The organism is Streptomyces sp. NPDC033136 (assembly GCF_055578235.1).
This window is the reverse complement of record NZ_JBVIPD010000003.1, coordinates 317,779-341,718: the sequence shown is the minus strand read 5'-3', so window position 1 is coordinate 341,718 and position 23,940 is coordinate 317,779. Positions and strand designations below refer to the sequence as shown.

The following is a 23,940-nucleotide window of genomic DNA, read 5'->3' as shown; positions in this document are numbered from 1 at the left end:
GTCGTCGTTTCCGTAACCTAGGGGCCCTAGGTTTCTGGTACAGGTTAGACATCGGCGACGAGGGGGAGCCAGTGGATTTCGGTGAGGTCGTCTCCGCGCGTGCCCGGGCGGCACTGCGCCATGTGGCGGGCCGCTCGGCAGGACCCGCCGTCGACCCGAGCCTGCGCATCACGCTGAACTTCCATCCGGACCGTACGGTGCGCGGCCGGCCGATCCTCACGGCGCTGGCCCAGGACGGCGCCTACCACTCGCAGTTCGTCACCGGCACGGGCAACGGCGGCCTCACCGCCCACCCCGGAGGAGACCGGTGGCGCTGGGAGAGCCGGATCTTCGGCGGGGCGTACGACACCGGGGCCGGGCACGAGAGGCCCGTGTACGGAGCTCTGGACTTCCGCAGGCAAGTGGTCGGCGCGGCACCTCGCTTCGGCTCCTCCCACTTCCGGCTGCGGGCCGCGACCCTGGCCCGCGCCACCTTCTGTTACCCCGACAGCGCCGCGGAACCGGCCGACTTCGGCGTCGCGGCCGGGATGTCGCTGATCGCACGCGCCGAGGCGGACGAGCAGGACGCCCTGAACGACTACGTCGAGGCCCATGTGCACGGCGGCGTCGACCTCGCCCGGGACGTGGAGGCGCTCGTGCTGGACGCCTGCTACCGCGGCACGCCCGTCGAGGCGGCGGCCCGGTCGCTGCCGTGCCCCCTTGAGTGGCACCCCGGCTACCGGCTGACGGTGGCCCAGCTGCGCCGCCACGCGCACTACCGCGGCCCCGAGTACGCCGAGCTGGGCGCCCGGATCGCCCGGGACGGCCTGGTCGATCCCCGGGCCGTCGGCGACGCCGCGCGCACCGGCCGCTATGAGCTGCAGGACCTCAAGATGGTCTGGCACACCCTCGCCCGCTTCGGCGCTCCGGAGGGAGCCGGCACGGCCTACTCCGGGCCCGGGGTCTCCGGCGGCCACACTCCGGGCATCAGCACCCCCAGCGCGTAGGCGCGGGCCACCAGCTCCGTGCGGTTGGCGGCCTTCCAGCGGGACGACAGCCGGCGCAGGTGGTAGGTCACGCCGTCGGTGGTGAGGCCGGTCTCGCGGGCCGCCCTGGCCGTGGTGGCGCCGGCGGCCAGCAGGGCCAGGATGCGGGCCTCCGTCGCGGAGACCCGGGGCTCTGCGGCGGGCGGGGCGGGGGAGGGGTGGTCCCGTTCGCCGTCCACCCGGAGCATCACCAGCAGGGCCGGCGTGTCCTGAACCGTGTCGCTCACCGGGTCCGCCGTCAGCTCCCCGTGCCGCTCCCTGCCACCGGGCGCCCGCCAGCGCACCGCGACCTGGTACCGCGAGCGGTGGCGCAGCCGCAGGGCCTCGGCGATCCGCTCCACCTGCGTCGCCTCTCGCGGGCTGAACAGGTCCAGTACGTCCCGGCCCCGCAACTGCCCCGGGGCCGTGCCGCACTCCGCGGCCATCGCCGGGTTGGCCAGCAGCACCGCCCCGTACACGTCGCACACCGCGACCGGCATCGCGACCCGGTCGAAGAGGAGCAGGGCGCGGTTGCGCCACATCACGGCCTCCAGCCGGGCCGGATCCACGAGCACCTCCTGCCATGCCGTGCCGTGCCGCTCCCGCGCAAGAGCGGCGCACCTCCTTGTGCTACACAATCATGCAGGGCCGCGGCGCCGCCCGCCGTGCCTGGTGGATCACGCTGGAACGCAGTACTTCCGTACCGCGAAAGGCAGTTGCCGCGTCATGACCCCCACACCCCAGCCCTCCCCGGCCGCAGACGGCTTCCCCGGTGTCCCCGTCGCCGACATCTCCGCCAGCGGACCCGGCGGTGCGCCCGTCCAGCAGGCCATGGACCTGATGCGCGAGCACGGGCCCGTGTTCACGCGGCGGCTGTACGGGCGCGACACCCTGTTCGTGGGCGACCTGGACCTCGTGGCCGACCTCGCGGACGAGCAGCGGTTCGCCAAGCACATCGGGCCCGGTCTGGAGAACGTCCGCGAGTTCGCCGCCGACGGCCTGTTCACCGCCTACAACGACGAGCCCAACTGGGCCAAGGCGCACGACATCCTCATGCCCGCCTTCGCGCTGGGCTCGATGCGCACCTACCACCCCGTGATGCTGAAGGTGGCCCGCCGGCTCATCGACTCCTGGGACCGCGACGCCCGCGCCGGGCAGCCGGTGAACGTCCCCGACGACATGACCCGCATGACGCTCGACACCATCGGCCTCGCCGGATTCGGCTACGACTTCGGCTCCTTCGAACGGGCCGAGCCGCACCCCTTCGTCGAGTCCATGGTCCGCTGCCTGGAGTGGAGCATGACCCGCCTCGCCCGCGTGCCTGGCCAGGACCGCTCGGCGCAGGACGCGGCCTTCCGGGACGACTCCGCGTACCTCGCCCGGGTCGTCGACGACGTCATCGCCGCTCGCACCGGCACCGACCAGAGCGACGCCGACGACCTGCTCGGACTGATGCTCACCGCCGAGCACCCCGCCGACGGCACCACGCTCGACACCGCCAACATCCGCAACCAGGTCATCACCTTCCTGATCGCCGGGCACGAGACCACCTCCGGCGCCATGTCCTTCGCCCTGTACTACCTCGCCAAGCACCCCACCGCGCTCCAGCTGGTGCGGCGCGAGGCCGACGCGCTGTGGGGCGACCAGGCCGACCCCGAGCCCACGTACGACGAGATCGGCCGGCTCACCTACACCCGCCAGGTCCTCAACGAGGCGCTCCGGCTCTGGCCCACGGCCGCCGTGTTCGCCCGGCAGGCCCGCGAGGACACCCTGCTCGGCGGCCGCATCCCGCTGCGCGCCGGGCAGTCCGCCCTGGTCCTCACGCCGATGCTGCACCGGCAGCCCGTCTGGGGCGACAACCCCGAGCTGTTCGACCCCTCCCGCTTCACGGCCGAGGCCGAGGCGGAGCGGCCGGTGCACGCCTTCAAGCCCTTCGGCACCGGCGAACGCGCCTGCATCGGACGGCAGTTCGCGCTGCACGAAGCGACCATGCTGCTGGCCATGCTCGTCCACCGCTACCGGCTGCGCGACCACGCCGGCTACCGGCTCACGGTCAAGGAGACCCTCACCCTCAAGCCCGAGGGCTTCACCCTCGCGCTCACTCCGCGCACCCCCGCCGACCGCCTCCACACCCCGCTGCCCGGCGCCGCCCCGGCCCATGACGCCCGGTCGGCCGAACCGCGGGACCTCCCCGCCCGCGTCCGCCCCGGCACCTCCGCCCTGTTCCTGCACGGCAGCAACTACGGCACCTGCCGCGACATCGCCGCCCAGCTCGCCGACGAGGCCGCCGCCATCGGCTGTGAGACCCGGGTGGCACCCCTGGACGCCTACGCCGACGGCCTGCCCACCGACCGGCCCGTGATCATCACGGCCGCCTCCTACAACGGCCGCCCCACCGACGACGCCACCGCCTTCGCGGCCCGGCTGGAGGAGACCGGCGACCGGTCCGGCGTGACGTACGCCGTCCTCGGCGTCGGCGACCGCAACTGGGCCGCCACCTACCAGCACGTCCCCATCCGCGTCGACGAGCGGCTCGCCGAGTCCGGCGCCACCCGGCTGCTGGACCGCGCCGCCGCCGACGCCTCCGGAGACCTCACCGGCGCCGTCCGGGAGTTCACGGCAGCCCTGCGCACCGCGCTCCTGGAGCGCTACGGCGACCCGGACGCCACGACCCCGGACGCCGGGCCCACCACCGCCTACGCGGTCCGCACCCTGACCGGCGGCCCGCTGGACGCCCTCGCCGAGCGGCACGAGCTCGTCCCCATGCGGGTGACCGAGGCGTACGACCTCACCGCACCGGGCTACGCGCGCCGCAAGCGGTTCGTCCGCGTCGCCCTCCCCGAAGGCGTCACCTACCGCACGGCCGACCACCTCACGGTGCTGCCCGCCAACGCCCCGGACCTCGTCGCCCGCGCCGCCACCGCGCTCGGCGCCGACCTCGACACGGTCCTGGACATCCGCGCCACCCGCCCGCGCCGCGACGGCATCGCCGTGGACCGCCCCGTGACGGTACGGCGGCTCCTCACCCACCATGTGGAGCTGCAGGAGCGCCCGAGCGGTGGGCAGCTTGCCGCGCTCGCCGCGGCCAACCCGTGCCCGCCGGAGCGCGCGGCTCTGGCCGCCCTCACCGACGACCCGCGCACCCTCGTGGAGATCCTGGAGGACCACCCGGCACTGCGCGGCGCGCTGGACTGGCCGCGGCTCCTCGACCTCCTCACCCCGCTGCGCCCGCGCCACTACTCCATCTCCTCCTCGCCCGCCGCCGACCCCGGCCACGCGGACCTGATGGTCTCGCTGCTCCAGGCCCCGGCCCGCTCCGGCAGGGGCGTCTACCGGGGCACCGGCTCCGGCCACCTCAACGCCGTCGAACCCGGCGACACGGTGTACGCGCGCGTGCAGTCGTGCCGCGAGGCGTTCCGCATCGACGCCACCGGACCGGCGCCGGTCGTCATGGTCGCGGCGGGCACCGGCCTCGCCCCGTTCCGCGGCGCCATCGCCGATCGCGTGGCCGCCCTCGCGTCGGGCACCGGACTCGCCCCGGCCGTCTGCTACTTCGGCTGCGACGGGCCCGGCGCGGACTTCCTGCACGCAGAGGAACTGCGCGCCGCCGAGACCACGGGGGCCGTCTCCCTCCGCCCCGCCTTCAGCGAGGAGCCCGAGGGCGAGGTGCGCTTCGTGCAGCACCGGATCGCCGCCGAGGCGGCGGAGATCTGGGACCTGCTGGAGGGCGGGGCCCGCGTCTACGTCTGCGGCGACGGTTCCCGCATGGCCCCCGGCGTGCGGGAGGCGTTCCGTACGCTGTTCCGCAAGCACGCACCGGCCGACGAAGGCACGGACGAGACCGCTGCCGAGCAGTGGCTCGACGGGCTGATCGCGGACGGGCGTTACGTCGAGGACGTGTACGCCGCCGGCTGACCGCGGCGGCAGGAGAGGGGTGGGCACACAGTGGTGGACTCCTGGGAACGGGCCCGGCACATCCTGGCGGAGGCGGGCCTGGACCCCGGCAGCCTCGCCCACCTCGCCCCGCTGACCGGCGGCACGTACAACACCGTCGAGGAACTCCGCCTCACCGACGGCAACCGCTACGTGCTCAAGATCCCGCCCCCCGCCGCCACGCCCGGCCTCCGGCACGAGCGCCGGCTGCTCGTCTCGGAGGCCGAGTTCTACCGCTCGGCCGCCCGCGTCGCGGTCCCCGCACCGCGGACGGTGTCCCTGAGCGACGACCACCTGCTGATGACGGCCTGCCCGGGCGCCCCGTGGGACGGCACGCTCACCGACCCGGAACACACCGCACTGCGCACGGAGCTGGGCCGCCAGGTGGCCCGGCTGCACGCCGTGACCGGCCCCGGCCACGGCTACCCCTCAGGCGCCCTCGGCCCGCTCGCCCCCGACTGGCGGACCGCGTTCACGACCATGTTCGACGCCGTCCTCGACGACGCCCGGCGCTACGGGGCATGGCTGCCCCGCCCCGCCGACGCGGTGGCCCGTGCCGCCGCGTCCGGGTACGACGCCCTCGACGAGGTCATCGAGCCGCGCCTGGTGCACTTCGACCTGTGGCGCGGCAACATCCTCGTCGACCGCCCGGCCGGAGAGGCCCGCATCGGCGGCCTCATCGACGGGGAGCGCATGTTCTGGGGCGACCCCCTGGCCGACTTCGTCTCCCTGGCGCTGCTCGGGGACATCAGGAAGGACGAGGCGTTCCTGGCCGGCTACCGCGAGGCCGGCGGCCGGGCCCGCTTCGACACCCCGGCCCGCCTCCGGCTCGCCCTGTACCGCGCCTACCTGTACCTGATCATGCTCACCGAGACGGTTCCGCGCCGGGCCGGCGAGGAGCAGGAGCGCTGGGTGCGGGAGACGGCCGCCCCGGAACTCGTCGCCGCCCTGGACGAAATCGAGGAGACTGCCTCACCCCGTCGTTAGCTCACACCGGCTCCGGCGCGAGCCTGCTACGTCCTGCGCGCTGCGCCGCCCGGCGGGAAGACGACCGTCGGCCTGGGCCGGTTCGGGCCCTACGCCGTCACGGTCCGCGCGGTGATCCCGCTCCCGCCTGGCGCGCGGCGCTCGGGGAACGGGCACCGCGCTGAGGTTTCGCGGATCACCGCGGAGGTACTCGCGTGTCGTCCGGACGAGCGAAGGGAGTACGCCGTGACCGATCACCGGCTCGACGCACCCGGCGAGAACGGTGAGCCTGTCCCGCGTGACATGCCGGACCAGCAGGCCAGCACCGGCGAGGACCCGTGGGAGGTCGCACCGCGCTTCACGGGCACCGGGAAGGGCGAGGGCGACGAGCCCGACGAAGCGGCCGACGACGTCCCCGACACCGACGAGGCGGGGACGGGCCGGCAAGGGGCACCGAGCTCGGGAACGGCACAGACCGAAGACCCGGTGCCGGACGAGCCCTCCGACTGAGGAGGGCATCCCACCGAGGGCCGCAGCCGACTGTGGGGGTCGGCTGCGGCCCTCGGCCATGACAGCGGCCAGTGCTCCGACGAAGACGAAGGAACGACGAAGGAACGACGCAGGGACCGGCCGCCCGCTCAGCTCACACCGCGTGCTCAGCCCACCTTGCGTCCCCGCATCGGCTCCGTCCGCGCGCCCCCGCCCTGGTGCAGGCCCCGCAGGAACTCCTCCAGAACCTCGGTCGCCGTGTGTTCCGGCTCCCAGCCGAGTTCCGTACGGGCCCGTGCGGAGTCCATCAGGGGCAGCCGCAGCACCGCGTCGAACAGGTGGGGTGAGGCGGGCACCAGGTGCAGGCCCCAGGCTGCCGCGATCGCCGACCGGGCCGCCGTGCGCGGCAGCCGCACCGGGCGCGCGCCGAGCATCTCGCCCAGCAGCCGCGCGTCGACCGCGGGCTCGGCGGCCAGGTTGAAGGCGCCCCGGGCGCCGGAGCGAACGGCCAGCCGGTAGGCCTCGGCGGCGTCGTCCGTGTGCAGGGCCTGCACCCGCAGCCCGGGGATGTCGGGCAGGAAGGGCAGCAGCTCCGGGCGTGCCAGCGGGCCGGGCAGGAAGCGGCCGCCGAAGATGCGGCGCTGTTCGCTCGCGGACTCCCACTTGAAGAGGAACGCGGGCCGCATCCGCACCACACGCGTGGCGGGATGGTCCCGCTCGAACGTGTCCAGCGCGCGTTCCAGGTAGGCCTTCTCCCGGCAGTACGCGGCGTCCGGCCAGCCGTGCGTCGGCCACGACTCGTCCACCGCCTCGTCCTTCGGGCCCGGCGAGTACGCGCCGACCGACGAGGCGTGCACCAGCGCCGGTACCCCGGCTTCCGCCACCGCCTCGAACACCCGCATGCTGCCCAGCACATTGGTGCGCCAGGTCGCCGCCGGGTCGTGGGTCGGCTGGAACGCCCAGGCCAGATGGATGACCGCGTCGGCGTCCGTGAACCGCTCGGTCAGGCCGGACTCTTCGGAGGTCAGGTCGACCGCCGCCCAGTCCGTCTTCGGCGGCGACCAGTCGGGGATCCGCCGGGCCAGGCCCAGCACGGAGGCGATCTCCGGATCCTCGGAGAGGAGACGCACCACACTGGTGCCCACGTTGCCGGTGGCGCCCGTGACGACGACGCGTATGCCTGTTCCGCTGCTCACCTCTGGCTCCTCTCGGCCGTGTGCTTCCGCGAGAGCTGACCGAGTACCCGGGCGAGGCGGACTGCATCAGGACAGAAGGAAGCCCCGGCCGGACGGGGGAATCGCGGCCGGGGCGGCAAAGGGGTGGGCACGGAGGGCGGTCGCCTCTCGGCGAAGGGCTCCACAGGGCTTCAGCCGAACGATCGTCCCTGTGGGCGAATGGTGAGGCCCGGGGACACTGTCCCCTCCGCACCCACGAGTTGTTCAACGGGGAACCACTTCTGTGTGTTCCTCACCCGGACACCCCGTCCGGTGAGGTACGTCACTGTTCCCGGAGTTCCTGCTCCTTGTCGGCCGGGACGGTCTCCGCCCACAGGTTCTCCGCCTGGAGCAGCAGCGTGCCCAGGACCGCCGTGTGCGCGGCTCCTTCCCCGGCGTGCCGGAGCAGCTTGTCCTGCAGTTCCTCGTGCAGGTCCCGCATCGCCTTCTCGGTCTCGTCGTCCGGACGGCCCTCCGGGCTGCCCTCGCGCAGGTTGTCCGCCTCCAGGTGGCAGGCGTCCCCGATCAGCTGCAGCAGCCGCCCGTACGAGCGCAGCGCCGCGGCCTCGGGCGGGGCGGGCGTCCGTCTGTCGTCCACGGACACCGCCAGGGCCCGCGTGAGAGCGGTGACATGCCCGGTGACCCGGACGAACCGCTCGTCCTCCTCCACCGGCGGCAGGGTGGCCCCGTGCGGTACGCGGTGCAGGGCGCGCAGCGGGCCGGAGGTCAGACGCAGGCTCTCCTGGCTCCACCGGCGCGCCGAATGCAGGACTTCCAGTCGGTGGTCCAGTGCGGCCGAGGCGCTGAGCCAGCCGGCTGCGGTCTGCGCGTCCCACTCGCCCTCGCGCAGGTCGCCGGCGATGGTGTGCAGGACGTCACCCACCTCCCGGGCGAGCGCCTCCATGTTCTCCCGCACGTCCCGCAGATGGATCGGCGGCAGGACCAGCGCGTTCACGGCCACGCCGATGACGGCGCCGAGCGCGGCCTGCCCCACTCGGTGACCGACGCCGGACATGCTCACCGATCCCGCGGCGATGGTGAACAGAGCGGTGGTCGCCGCGTAGATCCCCTGGTCACCGAAGCGGGGCCAGTTCGCCAGCAGCATCAGCACCGGCACGGACAGGGCGAGCGCGCCCGTGGTGTCGCCGGTGATCGCCTGCGCGGCCGAGGCCAGCAGGGTGCCGACGCAGATCGCGCCGAACTGCCGGGCGCCCTGCACCAGCGAGCTGTAGACGGTGGCCTGCACCAGCACGAGTGCCACCCACGGCGCCATCAGCGCGAGCGGGTCCCCCATCCAGACGCCGCCCACCAGCCAGGCGATCACCGCCGCCGCGGCGGCCTTCAGCGACTGGACGACCAGATCCCGTTCCCGCCCGGGCCCCCGCCAGGCCGCTCGCATCGCGTCCAGGGCGGCCCGTGTCTCCCGCCGTACGGCGTCCACCGGCTGCACGGCACGGATTCCGTGCTCCAGGTTCCGTATCCGTCCCGGGGCCTTCGCATCTCCCCGGGGCCGCGGATCCGAGGCCGGGGCGGTGCCGTCCGCCGTCCGGCCGTCCGCCGTCGTGCCTTGGTCCCTCCGTCGGCGAAAGGCGCCCGCCGTCCGCCGCACCGCACTCGTTACACGCGTCATGCGCTGCGGGTATCCCCGTGACCGGGGGTTTCACGTCGTCTCATGCCAGCGGGCTTTCCCCGAGCGAGGAAAGCAGATGCGCGGGATCGGCGTAGACCGCGTCCGCGCCGGACTTCTCCAGGTCCGTGCGCGGGATGCCGCCGCACAGGACGCCCACACAGCGCACCCCGGCCCTGGTGCCCGCGCGCATGTCCCACACCGTGTCGCCGACGAACACCGCCCGCTCCGCCGGCACCCCGGCCAGTTCCAGGGCGTGCTCGACGGGCTCGGGCGCGGGCTTGCCCTGGTCGACGTCGTCGGCGCTCGCCGTGGCGGCGATGGCGTCGTCCGCGTCGATCGCCCGGCGCAGCGCGCTCAGCTCGGCGCCGCCGGCGGAGGTGGCCAGGACCACCGTCCAGCCGTCCCGGTGCAGTCGCCGCAGCAGCGCCCCGGCCTCCGGCAGTGCGTGCAGCCGGTCGAAGTACTGTCCGTACAGCGCCTTGTGCCCGGCGCTGATGGCGGCGTCCTGCTCCGTGTCGCGGTCCTCGCCCAGCAGATGGGCGACCAGGTCGGTCGACGGCAGGCCCACGGCCCGGTGCACGGCGTGCATCGGCACCTGGTGACCCGCCTGGCGGAAGGCCTCCCACCACGCCACGACATGCAGATGGTTGGTGTCGACCAGCGTGCCGTCGACGTCGAACACGGCCGCCCGTTCGGCGCGATCCATAGGTGTGGTCCCTTTCCTCTCCGGCCGCGCGAGTGCCACGTCCGGCCGCGCGAGTACCCACGTCAGCCGCTCGCCACGCCCGACGGCAACTGTCGCTCACGGGTCCAGGCCAGCAGCTCGTCCAGGGACCACGTGGTCACCACCCGCTCGGACGGCACCCCGCACTCCTCGGCCCGCGTGCACCCGTTGAGCTGCCAGTCCAGCTGCCCCGGAGCATGCGCGTCGGTGTCGACGGAGAACAGCACCCCCGCGTCCACGGCCCGGCGCAGCAGCCGCCGGGGCGGGTCGAGCCGCTCCGGCCTGCTGTTGATCTCCAGGGCCGTGCCGGTCTCCGCCAGCGCCTCGAACACCGCGTCCGCGTCGAACTCCGACTCCGGCCGCTCCCGTCCGGTCACCAGCCGCCCCGTGCAGTGCCCGAGTACGTCCGAGTGCGGATCACGAACGGCGGCCACCATCCGCCGGGTCATCGACCGGGTGTCCATCCGCAGCTTGGAGTGCACCGACACCACCACGACGTCGAGCCGGTCCAGCAGCTCCGGCTCCTGGTCGAGCGAGCCGTCCTCGAGGATGTCGCACTCGATGCCGGTCAGCAGCCGGAACGGAGCCCAGGTCTCGTTCAGCTCCGCGACCACGTCCAGCTGTTCCCGCAGCCGCTCGGCCGACAGCCCGCGGGCCACCGTCAGCCGCGGCGAGTGGTCGGTCAGCGCCGCCCACTCGTGGCCCAGCGCCGCCGCGGCCCGGCCCATCTCCTCGATCGGGCTGCCGCCGTCGGACCAGTCGGAGTGCAGATGGCAGTCCCCGCGCAGCAGCCCGCGCAGTTTCTCCCCGCCCCGCACGGCCGGCCGCTGCTCCGCCTCGCCCTCCAGCTTCGACAGATAGCCGGGCACCTGGCCTGCCAGCGCCTCCCGTACCACCTGCGCGGTCTTCGGCCCGACCCCCTTGAGCCCTTCCAGCGAACCGTCCGCCGCCCGCCGGCTCACCTCGTCCCCGCCCAGTTCCCTCAGCACCCGCGCCGCCGTACGGAAGGCGCGCACGCGGTACGTCGGTGCCAGGGACCGCTCCAGCAGGAAGGCGATCCGCTCCAGTGCCTCGACGGGGTCCATCGCCACCTCCACCTCAAGGGTTCCCCAGCGCCCGGCGGGCCGCACGACGGGCGGACGGTTTGCCCCGCATCCCCCCGGGTACTGCGATGCCTCGTCCCGGCCGTGTCGACGAGGAGGCCTGCCATGTCCGCCCCCACCGCGCCCCCCAGCAAGGCCGCTGTGATCACCGGCGCCGACTCCGGCATCGGCAGAGCCACCGCCGTGCGCCTGGCCGAGGCGGGCATGGACGTCGGCATCACCTGGCACAGCGACCAGAAGGGGGCGCAGGAGACGGCCGACGAGGTCCGGGCGCACGGGCGGCGGGCCGAGGTCGCCCGGATGGACCTCACCCGGCTGCCCGACGCCGCCGACACCGTCGACGACCTGTGCGAGCGGCTCGGCCGGATCGACGTGCTGGTCAACAACGCCGGCACCGGCACCATGACGCCCTTCCTCGACCTGGAGCTGTCCGACGTGCGCGAGGTCCTCGACGTGGACCTCGTCGGGCCGTTCCTGTGCGGGCAGAAGGCGGCCCGGCACATGATCCGGCACGGTGACGGGGGCCGGATCATCAACGTGACGTCCGTTCACGAGCACCAGCCGCGCGTGGGCGCCGCGCCGTACTGCGCCGCCAAGGGCGGTCTCGGCCTGCTCACCCAGGTCATGGCGCTCGAACTCGCCGAGCACCGCATCACGGTCAACGCCGTCGCGCCCGGCGAGATCTCCACACCCATGACCGGGCAGGAGGACACAGACCCGCACACCGAGAGCCGTCCCGGCATCCCGCTCGGCCGGCCCGGCGACGCCCGCGAGGTCGCCGCCGTCATCGCCTTCCTCGCCGGCCCGGACGCCAGGTACGTCACGGGCGCCTCCTGGAGCGTCGACGGCGGCATGCTCCGGATGGGCCCACAGGCCGGTTCGCACCTGCCGGGTCACGACTGGCGCCGCCCGTGAGCGGGCCGCGGCGAGACCGCGCCCCAGCTCCCGCGACGAGCCCGGGTTCCGCCGCGTCCGGCTCGGACGGGGCGTGCGCCGCGTTGCCGGGTCCGGGGCGCCCGGCCGTCCGGGCCCGGTCGAGGAGCCGTCCTCGACGCCCGGCCGCTGCCCTGAACCCCACGTTCCGGCCGGTTCCGCTCTACGCTCGATGCATGACCGAAAGCGCGAGCCCGTACATGCCCCACCCGCGGATCATGGTGCTCGGGGTACAGCCGGGCACACCGCCGTTCCGGATCGTGGAGATCGACGGCCAGGTGGTCGGGGAGGCCAGAGCCATCACCGATGTCCTCGCGGCCGCGACCGCGTTCGGCATCACGGTCCACGACCTGGACGACCCGGACGTGGTCCGCTGGGTGGGCGGAGACAAATTCACCTGGACCGTTCACTAGTGCCGCGGCAGGCAAGGTTCGCCCCGTCGCGACGCCCGGCACGCTCCCCCACTGCCCGAAAGGCGTGGGAGGTGCCCCCACTCGCCGCACCGGCCGAAAGCCCAGGTACATCCAGTACGAGGACTTCCGGCCGGCACGCCGAGAGCACGCTCCCCCACCCTCGAACCGCGCTTCGCACGGCTCGGGCGGGAGGCACCCCCACGACGCCGCTCCTTGACGGGCAAACGTTGCCTGCCGCGGCACTGGCCAGTCCGCACGGCCGTGGCCCACGGTCGCCCGACCCTGCCCGGCGCGTCCACGGCACCGGCGTGTTCCCGGCCGACGAGCCGGTCTCCCTCGTCGGTGACCGGCTCGGGCCGGTCTTCATCGCACGCGACAGCTGATAGGTCGCGCCGCCCTCCGCCGCCGTCGGAAGCACGGCACCGCCGCCCCGCCTGGACTCGATCGAGGGGACTGGTGCGGCTGGGCGACGCGGAGTGGGGGCGGGGAGGTCAGCCGTTCGCCGGCGCCTCGCCCGCGCGGTCCTTCCGGGGCTTGCGGGCATGGACCGCGCGGCTCAGGCGGCGGCCCAGGAGCAGGTAACCGATCAGCGCACCCGTCGTGTTGAGGATGACGTCGTCGATGTCGAAGGCCCGGCCGGTGACCAGGGCGCCCTGGGCGAACTCCACCAGGAGCATCACGACCGCGGTCAGGAGCAGGACCCGGAGGATGCCGCGGGTGCGGGGGGCGACGACGGGGACCAGGATGCCGAAGGGGACGCCCAGCAGGATGTTGCCGCCGATCTGCCGGACGGCGTCGCGCAGTTCCGGCTGGTCGAGATAGGCCTTCACGGAGCTGCCCGGCTGCAGGTTGCTGTGGGTCAGCGCCTCCGAGGCGGGCGAGGGCTGCAGGGTCAGCCGTGCCAGGACCACGGCGAAGGCGACCATGAACGTGAAGGCGCACAGCACCGCCAGCAGCCGGACGGGCAGGGGGAGCGGGCGTCGCTCGCTCCCGGACCCGGCGGTCCGGGGACGTGAGGCTGCACCGGCCATTCGGTCCTCCAGTCTTCAACTTCGCTGCCCGGTAAGGAGGTTACCCACGGAAACACCGGCGATGCCGCCGACCGTCCCCACTCTCGGTTGCCCCGTGTTCCATGGGACACTCCCGCCCGGGGCCGCCGCGAGCGCGCTTGCTCCGCCCGGGGTCCTGGGAGCCGATCAACTCCCGTAGGAGACGCGCACTTCCTTGAAGCCGAGGGAACGCAGCAGCCCTTGGAGCATGCCGGTGGTGTTCGACTCGGCGCGCGCGGTCAGTTCGCTCTCCTTCGCCGCGTCGCCGATGTGCCGTACCGCGAGCTTCTGCACGGCCTGCTCGCCGTTGGGATTGTCCGAGAACAGGTCCCCGAGGCGGTCGAAGAGACCGCGCTGCTTGGAGACGGCGTAGGAGCGGTCGGGGTCCAGGGCCGGCTTGCCCAGTTGCGCGTGGGGCAGCCGGAGCGTGGCCGACGTGCGGTCGCCGTTGACCCGCACGTCGTTCTCGCCGACCTTGCCCAGGTCGACGTAGGCGTCGACGGTGCCCGCCCCGACATACAGGGTGCGGGTGCCGCGGATCGCGTCGGGGAGGAGCTTGGCGTCCTTCTCCAGGTCCACGACGACCTGGAAGTTGCCGGAGGCGGCGTCGTACCGGCTGATGTCCTGGATGGACTTCAGCAGCGCGGGGCCGGACCGGTCGCGGGTCTCGGTGCCGAACAGGTCCTTCAGCCCCGGGAGCACGCTCAGCCGGATCCCGGCGAAGAACACGACGAGCACCAGCACGAGCGCGGCCACCACCTTCGCCCAGCCGGGCACGCGCCTGGGGAGGCGTTTGACGGGAGTCGTCATGCGACGGCCCTCCTTCCTACTGTCCGGATGCCCGCCAGGCCCCGTGCCAGACCGCCGAGTTGAGGATTCGACGGCCCCGGCGGAAGCACGCCGGGCGCACACCCGTCACGGGCGGGACGTCGCCTCCGGCTGCTCCAGCGCCGCGTCCAGGGTCGGCTGCGGCGGCAGCAGCCGGGACAGGCCGGTGATCCGCAGGACGCGCAGGGTCAGCGGGTGGGAGCAGACCAGGAGCACGTAACCGTGCCGGCCGAGCACCCGGCTCCGGGCGCGGTGCAGCAGCCGCAGGCCCGAGCAGTCGAAGAACTCGATCCCGCTGAGGTCGATCACCACCCGGGCGGCGGGGCGGCTCGTCTCCCGGTCCAGGTGCGGGGCGATCTCCGAGGCCGCGGCGAGGTCGATCTCGCCACGGAACTCCAGCACCGTGTGCCCCCGTTCCCGGCGGACGCGCAGATGCCGGGTGAGCGGTGCAGGTTCCTGCCGCACGACGAGATCGCCTCCAGCCTGCTCCGTGCGTTCCGTGCGTTCCGTGCGTGGGGGAGGGGCTTCGGCCCTCAAGGCCGTTCCCCGCCCTGCAAGTTACCCTCCAACGAGTGAATTTGAGCATGTTCGATTGACATATGTCTTTGAATTCCTGCCGAGTTGGCCGAGGTTCACGCCGGGGTGTGCGCGGGTGTGAATCCGGGGGCGCGCGGCGAGGGCCGGCGGGGCTACGACAGGGCGTGCCAGGTCTTGGTGAGCGCCTGGCGGAACTGCTCGGTCTGGTGTGCCGTGAGGTCGCGCACCATCCGCTCCTCCAACTCCCGCACGGGCCCGGCGTGCCGGGTGAGCAGCCCGCGGCCGGCGTCGGTGAGCAGGATCAGCAGCTCCCGGCGGTTGCGGGGGTTGCGCTCCCGGCGCACCAGACCGCGGCCCTCCAGAGAGCGGACGAGATCCGCGATGGACTGCGCGGTGACGAAGGAGTCGCGTGCCAGCTGGGCCGCGGACAGTCCGTCGTGCCGCTCCAGCACGGTGAGCGCGGTGTACTGAAGGGCGGTGATCCCGGAGGGTCTTACCAGCTCGTCCAGATGGGAGCGCACGACGAGCTCCACCTGCTTGACCATGTAGAGCAGGGAGGGGGACGTCTTGGCCGCCTGTGTGTCGAGCATGGAATCAGGCTAGACCATTGACAGGAAACCTGCCTGTAAAGAGACTGCGCACAGACAGGAATCCTGTTTGTTGAATGTTAATGCGGTTGGATCTTGGCGACGACGCTGAGGAGTGGCGATGACCACCTTCGAGAACTCACCCGGGCAACTGTTCATAGGGGGCCGGTGGCGAGAGGCGGCCGACGGGGCGCGCGCCGAGGTGGTGGACCCGTCCCGGGGCACGGTCGTCACCACCGTCGCGGAAGCCGGCCCCACCGACGTGGACGCGGCCGTACACGCCGCCCGCGAGGCCTACGACGACGGCGCCTGGTCCGCACTGAGCGGCCGCGAGCGCGGCCGGGTGCTGCACCGCGTCGCCCAGCTGATCCGGGAGAACGCCGACGAACTCGCCGCGCTGGAGAGCCTCGACGTCGGCAAGCCGATCACGCTGTGCGGCGCGGTCGACATCACCAACGCGGCCAACGACTACGAGTACTACGCGGGCCTCGCCCAGAGCCTGGACGGTGCTGTGCGCGACACCCCCATGAACGCCCTCGCCTACACCAGGCGCGAGCCGCTCGGCGTGGTCGCCGCGATCACCCCGTTCAACTTCCCGCTGATCCTGGCCGGCTCCAAGCTCGGCCCGGCCCTCGCGGCCGGCAACACGGTCGTCCACAAGCCCGCCGACGAGACCCCGCTCAGCGCCCTCTACATGGCCCGGCTGTTCCAGGAGGCGGGCGTCCCCGACGGCGTGGTCAACGTCGTGACCGGCACCGGCCCGGTGGCCGGCGAGGCGCTGCTGCGCCACCGCGGTGTCGACAAGGTCGCCTTCACCGGCTCCACCGCGATCGGCCGGCACGTGGCGAGCGTCGCGGGGGAGGCGCTCAAGCCGGTGACCATGGAACTCGGCGGGAACGCCGCCCACATCGTCTTCGAGGACGCCGACCTGGAGAAGGCGGTCGGCGCGGTCATCAAGGGCTTCGTGTTCAACACCGGCCAGTTCTGCATGGGCGGCCCGCGCCTGCTCGTGGCCCGCTCGGTGTACCCGACGCTGCTCGGCATCCTCGCCGAGGCCGTGCCCGGAGTGCCGGTCGGCGACCCGCGCGACCCGGCCACCGTCATCGGCCCGATGGCGGCCGAGAAGCACCTGAAGAAGGTCGAGGAGTACGTCGCCCTCGCCCGCAAGGAGGGCGCCCGCGTCGTCTGCGGCGGCGAGCGGCTCGACCTGGACGGCGGCTACTACTACCGGCCGACCGTCATCGCCGACCTGTCGAACGACTCCCGCGTGATCCAGGAGGAGATCTTCGGGCCGGTCCTCACCGTGCAGCCCTTCGACGACGAGGACGAGGCCGTCGCCCTCGCCAACTCCACGCCGTACGGCCTCGCCGCGGGCGTGCAGACCAACCACCTCGCCCGCGCCCACCGGGTCGCCGGCCGGCTCCAGGCCGGCATCGTCTGGGTCAACGACTGGGCGATGCTCGACCCCGCCGTGCCCTTCGGCGGCGTGAAGGACTCCGGCTACGGCCGCGAGTACGGGCCCGAGGCGCTCGCCGGCTACACCAAGGTCAAGTCCGTCGTCGTCTCGCTCGACTGAACACCGCCAAGGAGTTCTCCCGATGCCCATCACCACCCGTGCCGCGGTCGTCGAGTCCGGCGGCGCGCCCTTCACCCTCTCCGACGTCGTCCTCGACGAGCCCGGTCCGCACGAGGCACTGGTCCGCATGGCCGCCACCGGCCTGTGCCACACCGACCTCGGAGTGGCGAGCGGCGGACTGCCCTTCCCGCTGCCCGGCGTCCTCGGCCACGAGGGCGCGGGCGTCGTCGAGGCCGTCGGCTCCGCAGTCACCGGCGTCGAGCCCGGCGACCACGTCCTGCTCTCCTTCACCTCCTGCGGCGACTGCCGCAACTGCCGCGGCGGGCACCCCGCGTACTGCTCGACCTGGCTGCCGCTGAACCTGATCGGCGGCAGCCGGGCCGACGGCACGAGCACCATCAGCCGCGGGGGAGAGGCCCTGGGCGGCCACTTCTTCGGCCAGTCCTCCTTCGCCGAGCGGGCCCTGGCCGACGAGCGCAGCCTCGTCAAGGTCGACGCGGACGTACCGCTGGAGTCGATCGCCCCGCTGGGCTGCGGGGTGCAGACGGGCGTCGGTGCCGTCTGGAACGTCCTGAAGCCGGACACCGGCAGCACGGTCGTGGTCCTGGGGGCCGGAGCGGTCGGCCTGTCGGCCGTGATGGCGGCGGCCCTCACCCCGGCCACGCGGATCGTCGCCGTCGACCGGGTCGCCGAACGCCTCTCGCTGGCCAGGGAGCTGGGCGCCACCCACACCGTCGACACGAGCGCGACGGACCTCGCCCCGGCCCTCGCCGGGATCACCGGCGGCCAGGGCGCGGACGGTGTCGTGGAGACCACGGGCAACGTCGGCGTCCTGCGCCAGGGCGTCGACGCGCTCGCCGCCCGGGGAGCCCTGGTCGTCGTCGGCGCCCCGCCCTTCGGCACCGAGGTCGCCCTGGACGTGAACGGCCTCCTCGGCGGCAAGCGGATCGTCGGCCTCACGCTAGGCGACAGCGAGACCCAGGCCGTGATCCCGGCCCTGGTCCGCCTGGTGAAGGACGGCCGGCTGCCCCTGCACCGCCTGATCAGCACCTATCCCTTCGGGGACATCGACCGGGCGGTCCAGGACATGCGATCGGGCAAGACGATCAAGCCCGTCCTCACCTTCTGATCCGCCCGGGCCGGCCGGGTCAGTCGTTCAGCAGCACCAGCTTCCCGGTGGTCCGGCCGGTGTCGCCCAGGGCATGGGCCTCGGCGGCCGCGGCCAGCGGGAAGGTCCCGGCGATCGTGGCGCGCAGCTTCCCCGCCTCCACCAGTTCCGCGATCGCCCGCATGCCGCCGCGGTCGGCGTCCACCAGCATGCGCAGGGCCCGGACGCCGAGCCGCTCGGCCTCCTCGTAGAGGTCGTTCGAGCCGCCCGGGAGGATCGACACCACGACACCGCCGGGGCGCAGGACGCGCAAGGAGCGCAGGGCGTTGTCACCGCCGATCGTGTCCAGGACGACGTCGGCGTCCTTAACGGCCTCGGTGAAGTCCCTCTCGCGGTAGTCCACCGCCTCGTCCACACCGATACCGCGCAGGAAGTCGTGCTTGCCGGCGCTCGCGGTGCCGATGACGTACGCGCCGCGCGCCTTGGCGATCTGCACCGCCACGTGGCCGACCCCACCGGCGGCGGCGTGGATCAGCACGCGCTGCCCGGGCCGGACGTCCGCGTGCTCGGTCAGCGCCTGCCAGGCGGTGAGCGAGACCAGGGGGAGTGCGCCCGCCTGGGTGTGGTCGATCCCGGCGGGCTTGTGCGTGAGGGCGCGCACCGGGGCCGTGACGAACTCGCCGTGCGAGCCGTGCCCGAACGGGTAGGGCAGCATGCCGAAGACCTCGTCACCGGGCACGAACGCGGCCACGCCGACGCCGACCGCCTCCACCACGCCCGAGACGTCCCAGCCGAGGACGAAGGGCGGGTCGCCCAGGAATCCGCCGGTGGCGCGGTGCTTCCAGTCGGTCGGGTTGACCCCGGCGGCCCGCACCCGGACCAGCACCTCGTTCGGCCGCGGTACCGGGCGCCCGACTTCCACCTCCTTCAGGACCTCGGGACCGCCGAGGACGTCCTGGCTGATGGTTCGCATCGTGTTCTGAGTGCTCATGGTGATCCAGCGTGCCGGTCAGCGGCCCCGTCCGCCAATGGCAAAATCGCCACCCCGCCGACCGGGTGGGCTTCGCGACCGGTGCTTCCTGCGCCAGCACCTCACCACGGCGATCGGGGTCTCGCCGCAGGCGTACCGGCGTACCTTCCAGACCGCTCGCTGAAGTCCGCGGAGCCCGCGTCCCGCCCAACTCCCCAAGCAGGCAAAGCCATTTGTCGATGTGTTGTCTTCTCTCGGAGAGTGACGGAACCCTCACGTCCGGCGGGGGGCCGAGGTTGATCCCCTGGGGTCCAAACCCGATAAGGTTCCCATCGACGCTGCGAGTTGAGGCGATCGCGTCCAGTCGATTCGCAGTGCGTACTCATGAGTGCGGTCCACACCCCCCTGTTCGATTGTGTGCTTCGAAGGATGCAGATGGAACTCGCCACTCCGCCACCGGCGGCGCGGGCCCCTGTCGCCTGGTACAGCTGGTGGTTGATGCCGCTGGGCTTGGGAGGCGGGACGGTTGCCGCCACGTTCATGAGCTCGGAGCGAATAACCGCCGCCGTCGCCGGTGTCGCGGCGACGGCGGTCAGCGCCGTGTGCGTACGCCTGCTGCTGCGTACCCGGGCACAGCTGCAGCGGTCGGAGGGCTCCTTCCGCACCGCGCAGGCCGAGTACAACCAGCAGTGGCAGCAGCATGTGGCGGGCCTGGAACGGAAGTTCTCCGCCGAACGCGCCACCCTGGAGTCCCAGCTCACCGAGCAGAACGCCGCGTACGAGCGGCGCCTGGCCGACCAGAGCGCCACGTACGAGACGCAGCTCGCCGACCGGTCCCGGGCGTACGAGGAACGGCTGACCGAGCAGGCCACGTCCTACGAGGCCCAGCTCGCCGACCAGGCCGAGGTCTGGCAGGAGCAGCTCTCCCACCAGCTCGCCGCGGTCGCCCGGCTCGCCGACGAGCAGTTGTCCGAGGCGATGGAGAGGCTGCGCTCCGGCGACGCCATCGACGACGTCCTGCCGACGGTCAACCAGTGCGCCAAGGTCAGCTCCGACCTCCAGTCCGCGCTGCGCAAGGTGCTGCGCACCGCCCTGATCGGCCTGGAGGCGGAGTTCGACCGCTCCACCTCCGCGGAGCAGGCCGTCATCAGCATCGGTAACCGCATCCACGTCCTGACCAGCAAGCTCCGCGGCCGACTGCACGAGATGCAGGGCGAGCACGGCAGGCTGCCCGCCGTCGCCCGGGGCCTGATGGAGCTCGACCAGGAGATCGGCCCCGCCGACTGTCTCGCCGCCAGCATCGGCGTGCTCGGCGGCTCGGACCGGCCCGGCCGGCAGTGGCAGGAGCCGCAGCGGCTGCTGAGCGTGGTGCGCGGCGGTGTCGGCCGGATCAAGGACTTCCACCGCGTCCAGGTGCGCCACCTGCCCGAACTCGGCGTCGACGGCGGCCTGGTGGACCACCTGACGCTGATCTTCGCCCACCTCCTGGACAACGCGGCCCGCTACTCGCCGCCCACCGAGCCGGTGCTCATCTCCGGCAAGGAGGTCCCCAACGGCGTCGGCATCGAGATCCAGGACTCCGGCAAGGGCCTGAGCGAGGAGAAGAAGCGCGAGGCCGAGCACGCCCTCGCGGGCACCGCGCCCGGCGCGGGCCTCGGTGGCATCACCGAGGACGCGAGCATCGGTCTGCGCGTCGTCGGCGCCCTCGCCCGCCGCTATGGCATCCGTGTCACCTTCGCGGACTCGCCGTGGCTCGGTACCTCCGTGGTGGTCGTGGTCCCGCACAAGTACTTCAGCCCGCTGCCCACGGCCGCGACCGCCCAGGTCACGGCCACCCCGGCCGCGCCCGCCCCGGAGGTCCGCACCGCCGCGGCCGCCCCGGCCCGTGAGACGGAGACCGGACCGGCACCGGCCGCGCCGGACGGCGCCGTGGACACCACGCCCGGCGGACTGCCCCGGCGCCGCAGCAAGCGGAGCGAGCCGGACGGGCCGAAGCAGTCCGGGCCGACCGACCGGACCACGGTCGCCCCCGTCCCGCCGGACGCCTCCTTCTCCGGTCTCGCCGCCTTCGCCACCGCCGGACGCGACGCCGCGGAGGCCTCATGGACGGCCGACGACCACGAGAACCCCGCCGGACGCGAGTTCCCCGAGCACCGCACCGAAGAGAGCGACTAGTCCTCATGACGCAACAAGGAACAGACGTGAGCTGGGCGCTCCGCGATCTCGTCGAGAGCATCCAGGAGATCCGTTTCGCCCTCGTGGCCTCCAGTGACGGCAAGGCCATCACCTCCTACGGCGCCGAAGACCCCGACGACGTCGACCGCTTCGCCGCCGTGGTGGCCGGCCTGCAGGCCCTGGCCCAGCCGGTCGCCGAGCAGTTCCCCACGTACGCCGGGCAGTTGCGCCTGGCGATGATCGAGGTGGACGGCGGGCACCTCTTCGTCGTCCGCGCCGGTGTGGAGACGTACCTCGGTGTCCTCGCCAGGGAAGGTCTCGACCAGGGCCTGCTCGGGCACCAGATGAGGGACCTGGCCCGCAGGATGGGTGAGCTCCTCGGTACCACTCCGCGCCTGGAGGAGCACTCTGGATGAGTGCTCCCCGCAGGCCGTCGGACCCGTCCGGTCTCGAGCGCTACTACGTCCTCACCGGCGGGCGCAGCGGACCGGGCGGTTCGGCGTCGAGCCTCGACGTGGCGACCCTGGTCGTCGCCCGCGCCGCCCCGTTACCGGGCATGCAGCACGAGCACGAGGAGATCCTCCGCCGCTGCCGCGATCCCCTGTCGGTCGCCGAACTCGGCGCTCACCTCGGGCTGCCCTTCAACATTCTCGCCGTGCTGCTGTCGGACCTGCTGGACGCAGGTCGCGTCGAAGCCCGTAACCCCATCCCGGCACACGACGCCGGCCGCGGGCCCGACCTCGCGCTCCTTGAGGAGGTACTCAGTGGACTTGAAAGGCTTTGACCAACCCGGAGGGCGGGCGGCCGGGGACACCCGCTCGGTGAAGGTGATGATCGCCGGCGGGTTCGGCACCGGGAAGACCACCATGGTCCGCTCGGTCAGCGACATCAAGCCGCTGACGACCGAGGAGACCCTCACCCAGGCCAGCGTCGACGTCGACCACCTCATCGGCGTCGCCGACAAGACGCAGACCACCGTCAGCCTGGACTTCGGCAAGATCGGCATCAACGAGAGCCTGGTGCTGTACCTGTTCGGCACACCAGGGCAGGAACGGTTCTGGTTCCTGTGGAACGGGCTGTTCAAGGGGGCGCTCGGCGCGATCGTCCTGGTGGACACCCGCCGCCTGGAGTCCAGTTTCCGGGCCATCGAGGAGATGGAGCGGCAGCAGGTCCCCTTCGTCGTCGCCCTGAACGTCTTTCCCGACTCCCGGAACTACCCGGCCGAGGAGATCCGGGATGCCCTGGACATCCCGGAGAACACCCCGGTCGTGGCCTTCGACGCCCGCGACCGGGCCTCCAGCCGGGACGTCCTCGTCGCCCTGATCCACCATCTGAAGGAACGCTCGGCCGTGGCCCTGGAGCCCCGATGAACGACGCAACCGAAAACCCGCTCCAGGCCATGCGCGGCTGCCCCGTAGCCCACCACGGCAGCGACCTGACCCGGCTGTACGGGCCGGAGGCCGCGACCGATCCGGAGGGCATCTACGAGCGGCTGCGCAAGGAACACGGCTCGGTCGCGCCGGTTCTGCTCGAAGGCGACGTGTTCGCCTGGCTGGTCCTCGGCTACCGCGACAACCGGCGGGTGCTCGACAACCCCCGCCAGTTCAGCCGGGACGCCCGCATCTGGCGGGACTGGGCCGAGGGGCGGGTCGAGGAGACCTCGCCGCTGATTCCGATGATCGGCTGGCGGCCCGACTGCGTCTCCCAGGACGGCGAGCCGCACCGCAGGCTGCGCGCCGCCGTCACCGACGGGCTGCAGGCGGCCGCGGCCCGGGGTATCCGGCGCCACGCGACGCACTTCGCGAACAAGCAGATCGACGCGTTCGCGGACACCGGACGCGCCGACCTCGTGGCGGACTACGCCGAGTACCTGCCGATGCTCGTCCTCTCCCGCATCCTCGGGCTCCCCGAGGCGGAGGGCCGCGACCTGGTCGAGTCCTGCGCCCACGTCCTCAAGGGCGGTGAGGACGCCCTCGCGCACAACGAGCGCATCATGGGGATCCTCGGCGAACTGGCCGAGCGCAAGCGGAGCGAGCCCGGCGGGGACTTCACCACCGCCCTGCTGGGACACGCGGCCGGCCTCGACGAGGACGAGGTGGTCAGCCATCTGCGTCTGGTGCTGATCGCCGCGCACACCACGACCAGCAACCTGCTGGCGCGGGTCCTGCAACTGGTCCTCACCGACACCGCCCGGCTCTCCGGACTGATCAGCGGCCAGCTGAACATCTCCGCCGTGGTGGAGGAAGTCATGTGGAACTGCCCGCCGCTGGCGGTGCTGCCGGGCCGGTTCGCCGCCAGCGACCTGGAACTCGGCGGCCACCGGATCGAGGAGGGCGACCTGCTGGTGCTGGGCCTCGCGGCGGGCAACGCCGACCCCGAGGTCCGTCCGGACACCGGCGTCTCGGTCCAGGGCAACCAGGCGCACCTGGCGTTCAGTTCGGGGCCGCACGAGTGCCCCGGGCAGGGTATCGGCCAGTCCGTCATCGAGATCGCCGTGGACGTTCTGCTGCACCGCCTGCCGGGCCTGACCCTGGCGGTCCCCCCGGAGGAGCTCACCTCGACCGCCTCCACCTGGGAGTCCCGGCTGGACAGCCTGCCGGTGCGGTTCGCCGTATAGGCGAAGTGCGGTGGGGGGGGGGGGGGGGGGGGGGGGGGGGGGGGGGGAGGGGGGAGGGAGGGGGGGGGGGGGGGGGGGGAGGGG

The 23,940-nt window shown here is 73.0% G+C and carries 23 protein-coding genes and 1 pseudogene; 14 read left to right on the top strand and 10 right to left on the bottom strand.

Annotation, left to right across the window (positions count from 1 at the left end; all coding sequences use genetic code 11):
- Positions 1–71: 71 nt before the first annotated feature.
- Positions 72–986 carry a DUF3626 domain-containing protein gene (locus tag ACZ5TL_RS07250; RefSeq protein WP_468588383.1) on the top strand — a complete coding sequence of 305 codons (915 nt, stop codon included), beginning with the start codon at positions 72–74 and terminating at the stop codon, positions 984–986.
- Here the strand turns inward: ACZ5TL_RS07250 and ACZ5TL_RS07245 are convergent.
- On the bottom strand, positions 926–1,546 hold the full coding sequence (locus ACZ5TL_RS07245; RefSeq protein ID WP_468588576.1) for a PAS domain S-box protein: 621 nt from the start codon (positions 1,544–1,546) through the stop codon (positions 926–928). The two genes, ACZ5TL_RS07250 and ACZ5TL_RS07245, sit on opposite strands and share 61 nt — an antisense overlap.
- Before the next feature lie 184 nt (positions 1,547–1,730).
- On the opposite strand from ACZ5TL_RS07245, the gene ACZ5TL_RS07240 reads away from it, so the two are divergent.
- The 3 genes from ACZ5TL_RS07240 to ACZ5TL_RS07230 all read left to right on the top strand — a co-directional run bounded on the left by ACZ5TL_RS07240 (position 1,731) and on the right by ACZ5TL_RS07230 (position 6,413).
- Positions 1,731–4,919, top strand: coding sequence for a bifunctional cytochrome P450/NADPH--P450 reductase (locus ACZ5TL_RS07240; RefSeq protein WP_468588382.1), 3,189 nt, complete (start codon positions 1,731–1,733; stop codon positions 4,917–4,919).
- Positions 4,920–4,949: 30 nt separating this feature from the next.
- On the top strand, positions 4,950–5,924 hold the full coding sequence (locus tag ACZ5TL_RS07235; protein ID WP_468588381.1) for a phosphotransferase family protein: 975 nt from the start codon (positions 4,950–4,952) through the stop codon (positions 5,922–5,924).
- A gap of 225 nt (positions 5,925–6,149) precedes the next feature.
- On the top strand, positions 6,150–6,413 hold the full coding sequence (locus ACZ5TL_RS07230) for a hypothetical protein (RefSeq protein WP_468588380.1): 264 nt from the start codon (positions 6,150–6,152) through the stop codon (positions 6,411–6,413).
- Between the two features lie 146 nt (positions 6,414–6,559).
- Here ACZ5TL_RS07230 and ACZ5TL_RS07225 read toward each other — a convergent pair whose 3' ends face one another.
- The 4 genes from ACZ5TL_RS07225 to ACZ5TL_RS07210 all read right to left on the bottom strand — a co-directional run bounded on the left by ACZ5TL_RS07225 (position 6,560) and on the right by ACZ5TL_RS07210 (position 11,045).
- Positions 6,560–7,588 (bottom strand): SDR family oxidoreductase, encoded by a 1,029-nt coding sequence (locus ACZ5TL_RS07225; RefSeq protein WP_468588379.1) that lies wholly within the window; start codon positions 7,586–7,588, stop codon positions 6,560–6,562.
- A 301-nt stretch (positions 7,589–7,889) separates the two neighbouring features.
- Positions 7,890–9,005: an FUSC family protein gene (locus tag ACZ5TL_RS07220; protein ID WP_468588575.1), complete on the bottom strand. Its 1,116-nt coding sequence runs from the start codon at positions 9,003–9,005 to the stop codon at positions 7,890–7,892.
- Between the two features lie 271 nt (positions 9,006–9,276).
- The gene (locus ACZ5TL_RS07215) at positions 9,277–9,942 is read right to left on the bottom strand and encodes an HAD family hydrolase (protein ID WP_468588378.1); all 666 of its coding nucleotides are present in this window, start codon (positions 9,940–9,942) and stop codon (positions 9,277–9,279) included.
- A gap of 62 nt (positions 9,943–10,004) precedes the next feature.
- Positions 10,005–11,045 carry a PHP domain-containing protein gene (locus ACZ5TL_RS07210; RefSeq protein ID WP_468588377.1) on the bottom strand — a complete coding sequence of 347 codons (1,041 nt, stop codon included), beginning with the start codon at positions 11,043–11,045 and terminating at the stop codon, positions 10,005–10,007.
- A gap of 123 nt (positions 11,046–11,168) precedes the next feature.
- On the opposite strand from ACZ5TL_RS07210, the gene ACZ5TL_RS07205 reads away from it, so the two are divergent.
- Both ACZ5TL_RS07205 and ACZ5TL_RS07200 read left to right on the top strand, forming a co-directional pair.
- Positions 11,169–11,978, top strand: coding sequence for an SDR family oxidoreductase (locus ACZ5TL_RS07205; protein ID WP_468588376.1), 810 nt, complete (start codon positions 11,169–11,171; stop codon positions 11,976–11,978).
- 194 nt (positions 11,979–12,172) lie between these two features.
- On the top strand, positions 12,173–12,409 hold the full coding sequence (locus ACZ5TL_RS07200) for a hypothetical protein (RefSeq protein ID WP_468588375.1): 237 nt from the start codon (positions 12,173–12,175) through the stop codon (positions 12,407–12,409).
- Positions 12,410–12,900: 491 nt separating this feature from the next.
- On the opposite strand, the gene ACZ5TL_RS07195 is transcribed toward ACZ5TL_RS07200, so the two are convergent.
- The 4 genes from ACZ5TL_RS07195 to ACZ5TL_RS07180 all read right to left on the bottom strand — a co-directional run bounded on the left by ACZ5TL_RS07195 (position 12,901) and on the right by ACZ5TL_RS07180 (position 15,413).
- Positions 12,901–13,440, bottom strand: coding sequence for a VanZ family protein (locus ACZ5TL_RS07195; RefSeq protein ID WP_468588374.1), 540 nt, complete (start codon positions 13,438–13,440; stop codon positions 12,901–12,903).
- Between the two features lie 165 nt (positions 13,441–13,605).
- Positions 13,606–14,268, bottom strand: coding sequence for a DUF4230 domain-containing protein (locus ACZ5TL_RS07190; protein ID WP_468588373.1), 663 nt, complete (start codon positions 14,266–14,268; stop codon positions 13,606–13,608).
- A 105-nt stretch (positions 14,269–14,373) separates the two neighbouring features.
- Complete coding sequence (locus tag ACZ5TL_RS07185) at positions 14,374–14,751, bottom strand: anti-sigma factor antagonist (RefSeq protein ID WP_468588372.1); 378 nt, start codon at positions 14,749–14,751, stop codon at positions 14,374–14,376.
- Positions 14,752–14,975: 224 nt separating this feature from the next.
- A complete protein-coding gene (locus tag ACZ5TL_RS07180) occupies positions 14,976–15,413 on the bottom strand; it encodes a MarR family winged helix-turn-helix transcriptional regulator (RefSeq protein ID WP_468588371.1) in 438 nt (145 codons plus the stop codon).
- A 118-nt stretch (positions 15,414–15,531) separates the two neighbouring features.
- Between ACZ5TL_RS07180 and ACZ5TL_RS07175 the strand changes: the two genes are divergently transcribed.
- Together ACZ5TL_RS07175 and ACZ5TL_RS07170 are read left to right on the top strand one after the other, a co-directional pair.
- Positions 15,532–16,986 carry an aldehyde dehydrogenase family protein gene (locus ACZ5TL_RS07175; protein ID WP_468588370.1) on the top strand — a complete coding sequence of 485 codons (1,455 nt, stop codon included), beginning with the start codon at positions 15,532–15,534 and terminating at the stop codon, positions 16,984–16,986.
- 22 nt (positions 16,987–17,008) lie between these two features.
- Entirely contained in the window at positions 17,009–18,115 is a 1,107-nt protein-coding gene (locus ACZ5TL_RS07170; RefSeq protein ID WP_468588369.1) for an NAD(P)-dependent alcohol dehydrogenase, read from the top strand.
- A gap of 19 nt (positions 18,116–18,134) precedes the next feature.
- Here ACZ5TL_RS07170 and ACZ5TL_RS07165 read toward each other — a convergent pair whose 3' ends face one another.
- Positions 18,135–19,085 (bottom strand): NADP-dependent oxidoreductase, encoded by a 951-nt coding sequence (locus ACZ5TL_RS07165; RefSeq protein ID WP_468588368.1) that lies wholly within the window; start codon positions 19,083–19,085, stop codon positions 18,135–18,137.
- A gap of 56 nt (positions 19,086–19,141) precedes the next feature.
- On the opposite strand from ACZ5TL_RS07165, the pseudogene ACZ5TL_RS07160 reads away from it, so the two are divergent.
- From ACZ5TL_RS07160 to ACZ5TL_RS07135, 6 genes and pseudogenes are all read left to right on the top strand, one after another.
- Positions 19,142–19,248: pseudogene (locus ACZ5TL_RS07160) on the top strand (AraC family transcriptional regulator); the annotation flags it as partial.
- 251 nt (positions 19,249–19,499) lie between these two features.
- A complete protein-coding gene (locus ACZ5TL_RS07155) occupies positions 19,500–21,239 on the top strand; it encodes an ATP-binding protein (RefSeq protein WP_468588367.1) in 1,740 nt (579 codons plus the stop codon).
- A gap of 5 nt (positions 21,240–21,244) precedes the next feature.
- On the top strand, positions 21,245–21,655 hold the full coding sequence (locus ACZ5TL_RS07150) for a roadblock/LC7 domain-containing protein (RefSeq protein WP_097222428.1): 411 nt from the start codon (positions 21,245–21,247) through the stop codon (positions 21,653–21,655).
- Entirely contained in the window at positions 21,652–22,023 is a 372-nt protein-coding gene (locus tag ACZ5TL_RS07145; protein WP_078650896.1) for a DUF742 domain-containing protein, read from the top strand. The genes ACZ5TL_RS07150 and ACZ5TL_RS07145 overlap by 4 nt, the downstream gene beginning before the upstream one ends.
- Positions 22,004–22,609, top strand: coding sequence for a GTP-binding protein (locus ACZ5TL_RS07140; protein WP_468588366.1), 606 nt, complete (start codon positions 22,004–22,006; stop codon positions 22,607–22,609). Before ACZ5TL_RS07145 ends, ACZ5TL_RS07140 begins: the two co-directional genes overlap by 20 nt.
- Positions 22,606–23,856, top strand: a complete 1,251-nt coding sequence (locus ACZ5TL_RS07135; protein WP_468588365.1) for a cytochrome P450 — start codon at positions 22,606–22,608, stop codon at positions 23,854–23,856. The genes ACZ5TL_RS07140 and ACZ5TL_RS07135 overlap by 4 nt, the downstream gene beginning before the upstream one ends.
- The last annotated feature ends 84 nt before the right edge of the window (positions 23,857–23,940 follow it).

What these genes read in the sequence shown, in the direction of transcription:
- ACZ5TL_RS07145 (WP_078650896.1), top strand. Translation starts at nt 21,652, where the DNA reads ATGAGTGCTCCCCGCAGGCCGTCGGACCCGTCCGGTCTCGAGCGCTAC.
- ACZ5TL_RS07245 (WP_468588576.1), bottom strand. Translation starts at nt 1,546, where the DNA reads ATGTGGCGCAACCGCGCCCTGCTCCTCTTCGACCGGGTCGCGATGCCG.
- ACZ5TL_RS07210 (WP_468588377.1), bottom strand. Translation starts at nt 11,045, where the DNA reads ATGGACCCCGTCGAGGCACTGGAGCGGATCGCCTTCCTGCTGGAGCGG.
- ACZ5TL_RS07180 (WP_468588371.1), bottom strand. Translation starts at nt 15,413, where the DNA reads ATGCTCGACACACAGGCGGCCAAGACGTCCCCCTCCCTGCTCTACATG.
- ACZ5TL_RS07165 (WP_468588368.1), bottom strand. Translation starts at nt 19,085, where the DNA reads ATGAGCACTCAGAACACGATGCGAACCATCAGCCAGGACGTCCTCGGC.
- ACZ5TL_RS07215 (WP_468588378.1), bottom strand. Translation starts at nt 9,942, where the DNA reads ATGGATCGCGCCGAACGGGCGGCCGTGTTCGACGTCGACGGCACGCTG.
- ACZ5TL_RS07200 (WP_468588375.1), top strand. Translation starts at nt 12,173, where the DNA reads ATGACCGAAAGCGCGAGCCCGTACATGCCCCACCCGCGGATCATGGTG.
- ACZ5TL_RS07240 (WP_468588382.1), top strand. Translation starts at nt 1,731, where the DNA reads ATGACCCCCACACCCCAGCCCTCCCCGGCCGCAGACGGCTTCCCCGGT.
- ACZ5TL_RS07170 (WP_468588369.1), top strand. Translation starts at nt 17,009, where the DNA reads ATGCCCATCACCACCCGTGCCGCGGTCGTCGAGTCCGGCGGCGCGCCC.
- ACZ5TL_RS07220 (WP_468588575.1), bottom strand. Translation starts at nt 9,005, where the DNA reads ATGCGAGCGGCCTGGCGGGGGCCCGGGCGGGAACGGGATCTGGTCGTC.
- ACZ5TL_RS07190 (WP_468588373.1), bottom strand. Translation starts at nt 14,268, where the DNA reads ATGACGACTCCCGTCAAACGCCTCCCCAGGCGCGTGCCCGGCTGGGCG.
- ACZ5TL_RS07135 (WP_468588365.1), top strand. Translation starts at nt 22,606, where the DNA reads ATGAACGACGCAACCGAAAACCCGCTCCAGGCCATGCGCGGCTGCCCC.
- ACZ5TL_RS07150 (WP_097222428.1), top strand. Translation starts at nt 21,245, where the DNA reads ATGACGCAACAAGGAACAGACGTGAGCTGGGCGCTCCGCGATCTCGTC.
- ACZ5TL_RS07195 (WP_468588374.1), bottom strand. Translation starts at nt 13,440, where the DNA reads ATGGCCGGTGCAGCCTCACGTCCCCGGACCGCCGGGTCCGGGAGCGAG.
- ACZ5TL_RS07205 (WP_468588376.1), top strand. Translation starts at nt 11,169, where the DNA reads ATGTCCGCCCCCACCGCGCCCCCCAGCAAGGCCGCTGTGATCACCGGC.
- ACZ5TL_RS07175 (WP_468588370.1), top strand. Translation starts at nt 15,532, where the DNA reads ATGACCACCTTCGAGAACTCACCCGGGCAACTGTTCATAGGGGGCCGG.
- ACZ5TL_RS07155 (WP_468588367.1), top strand. Translation starts at nt 19,500, where the DNA reads ATGGAACTCGCCACTCCGCCACCGGCGGCGCGGGCCCCTGTCGCCTGG.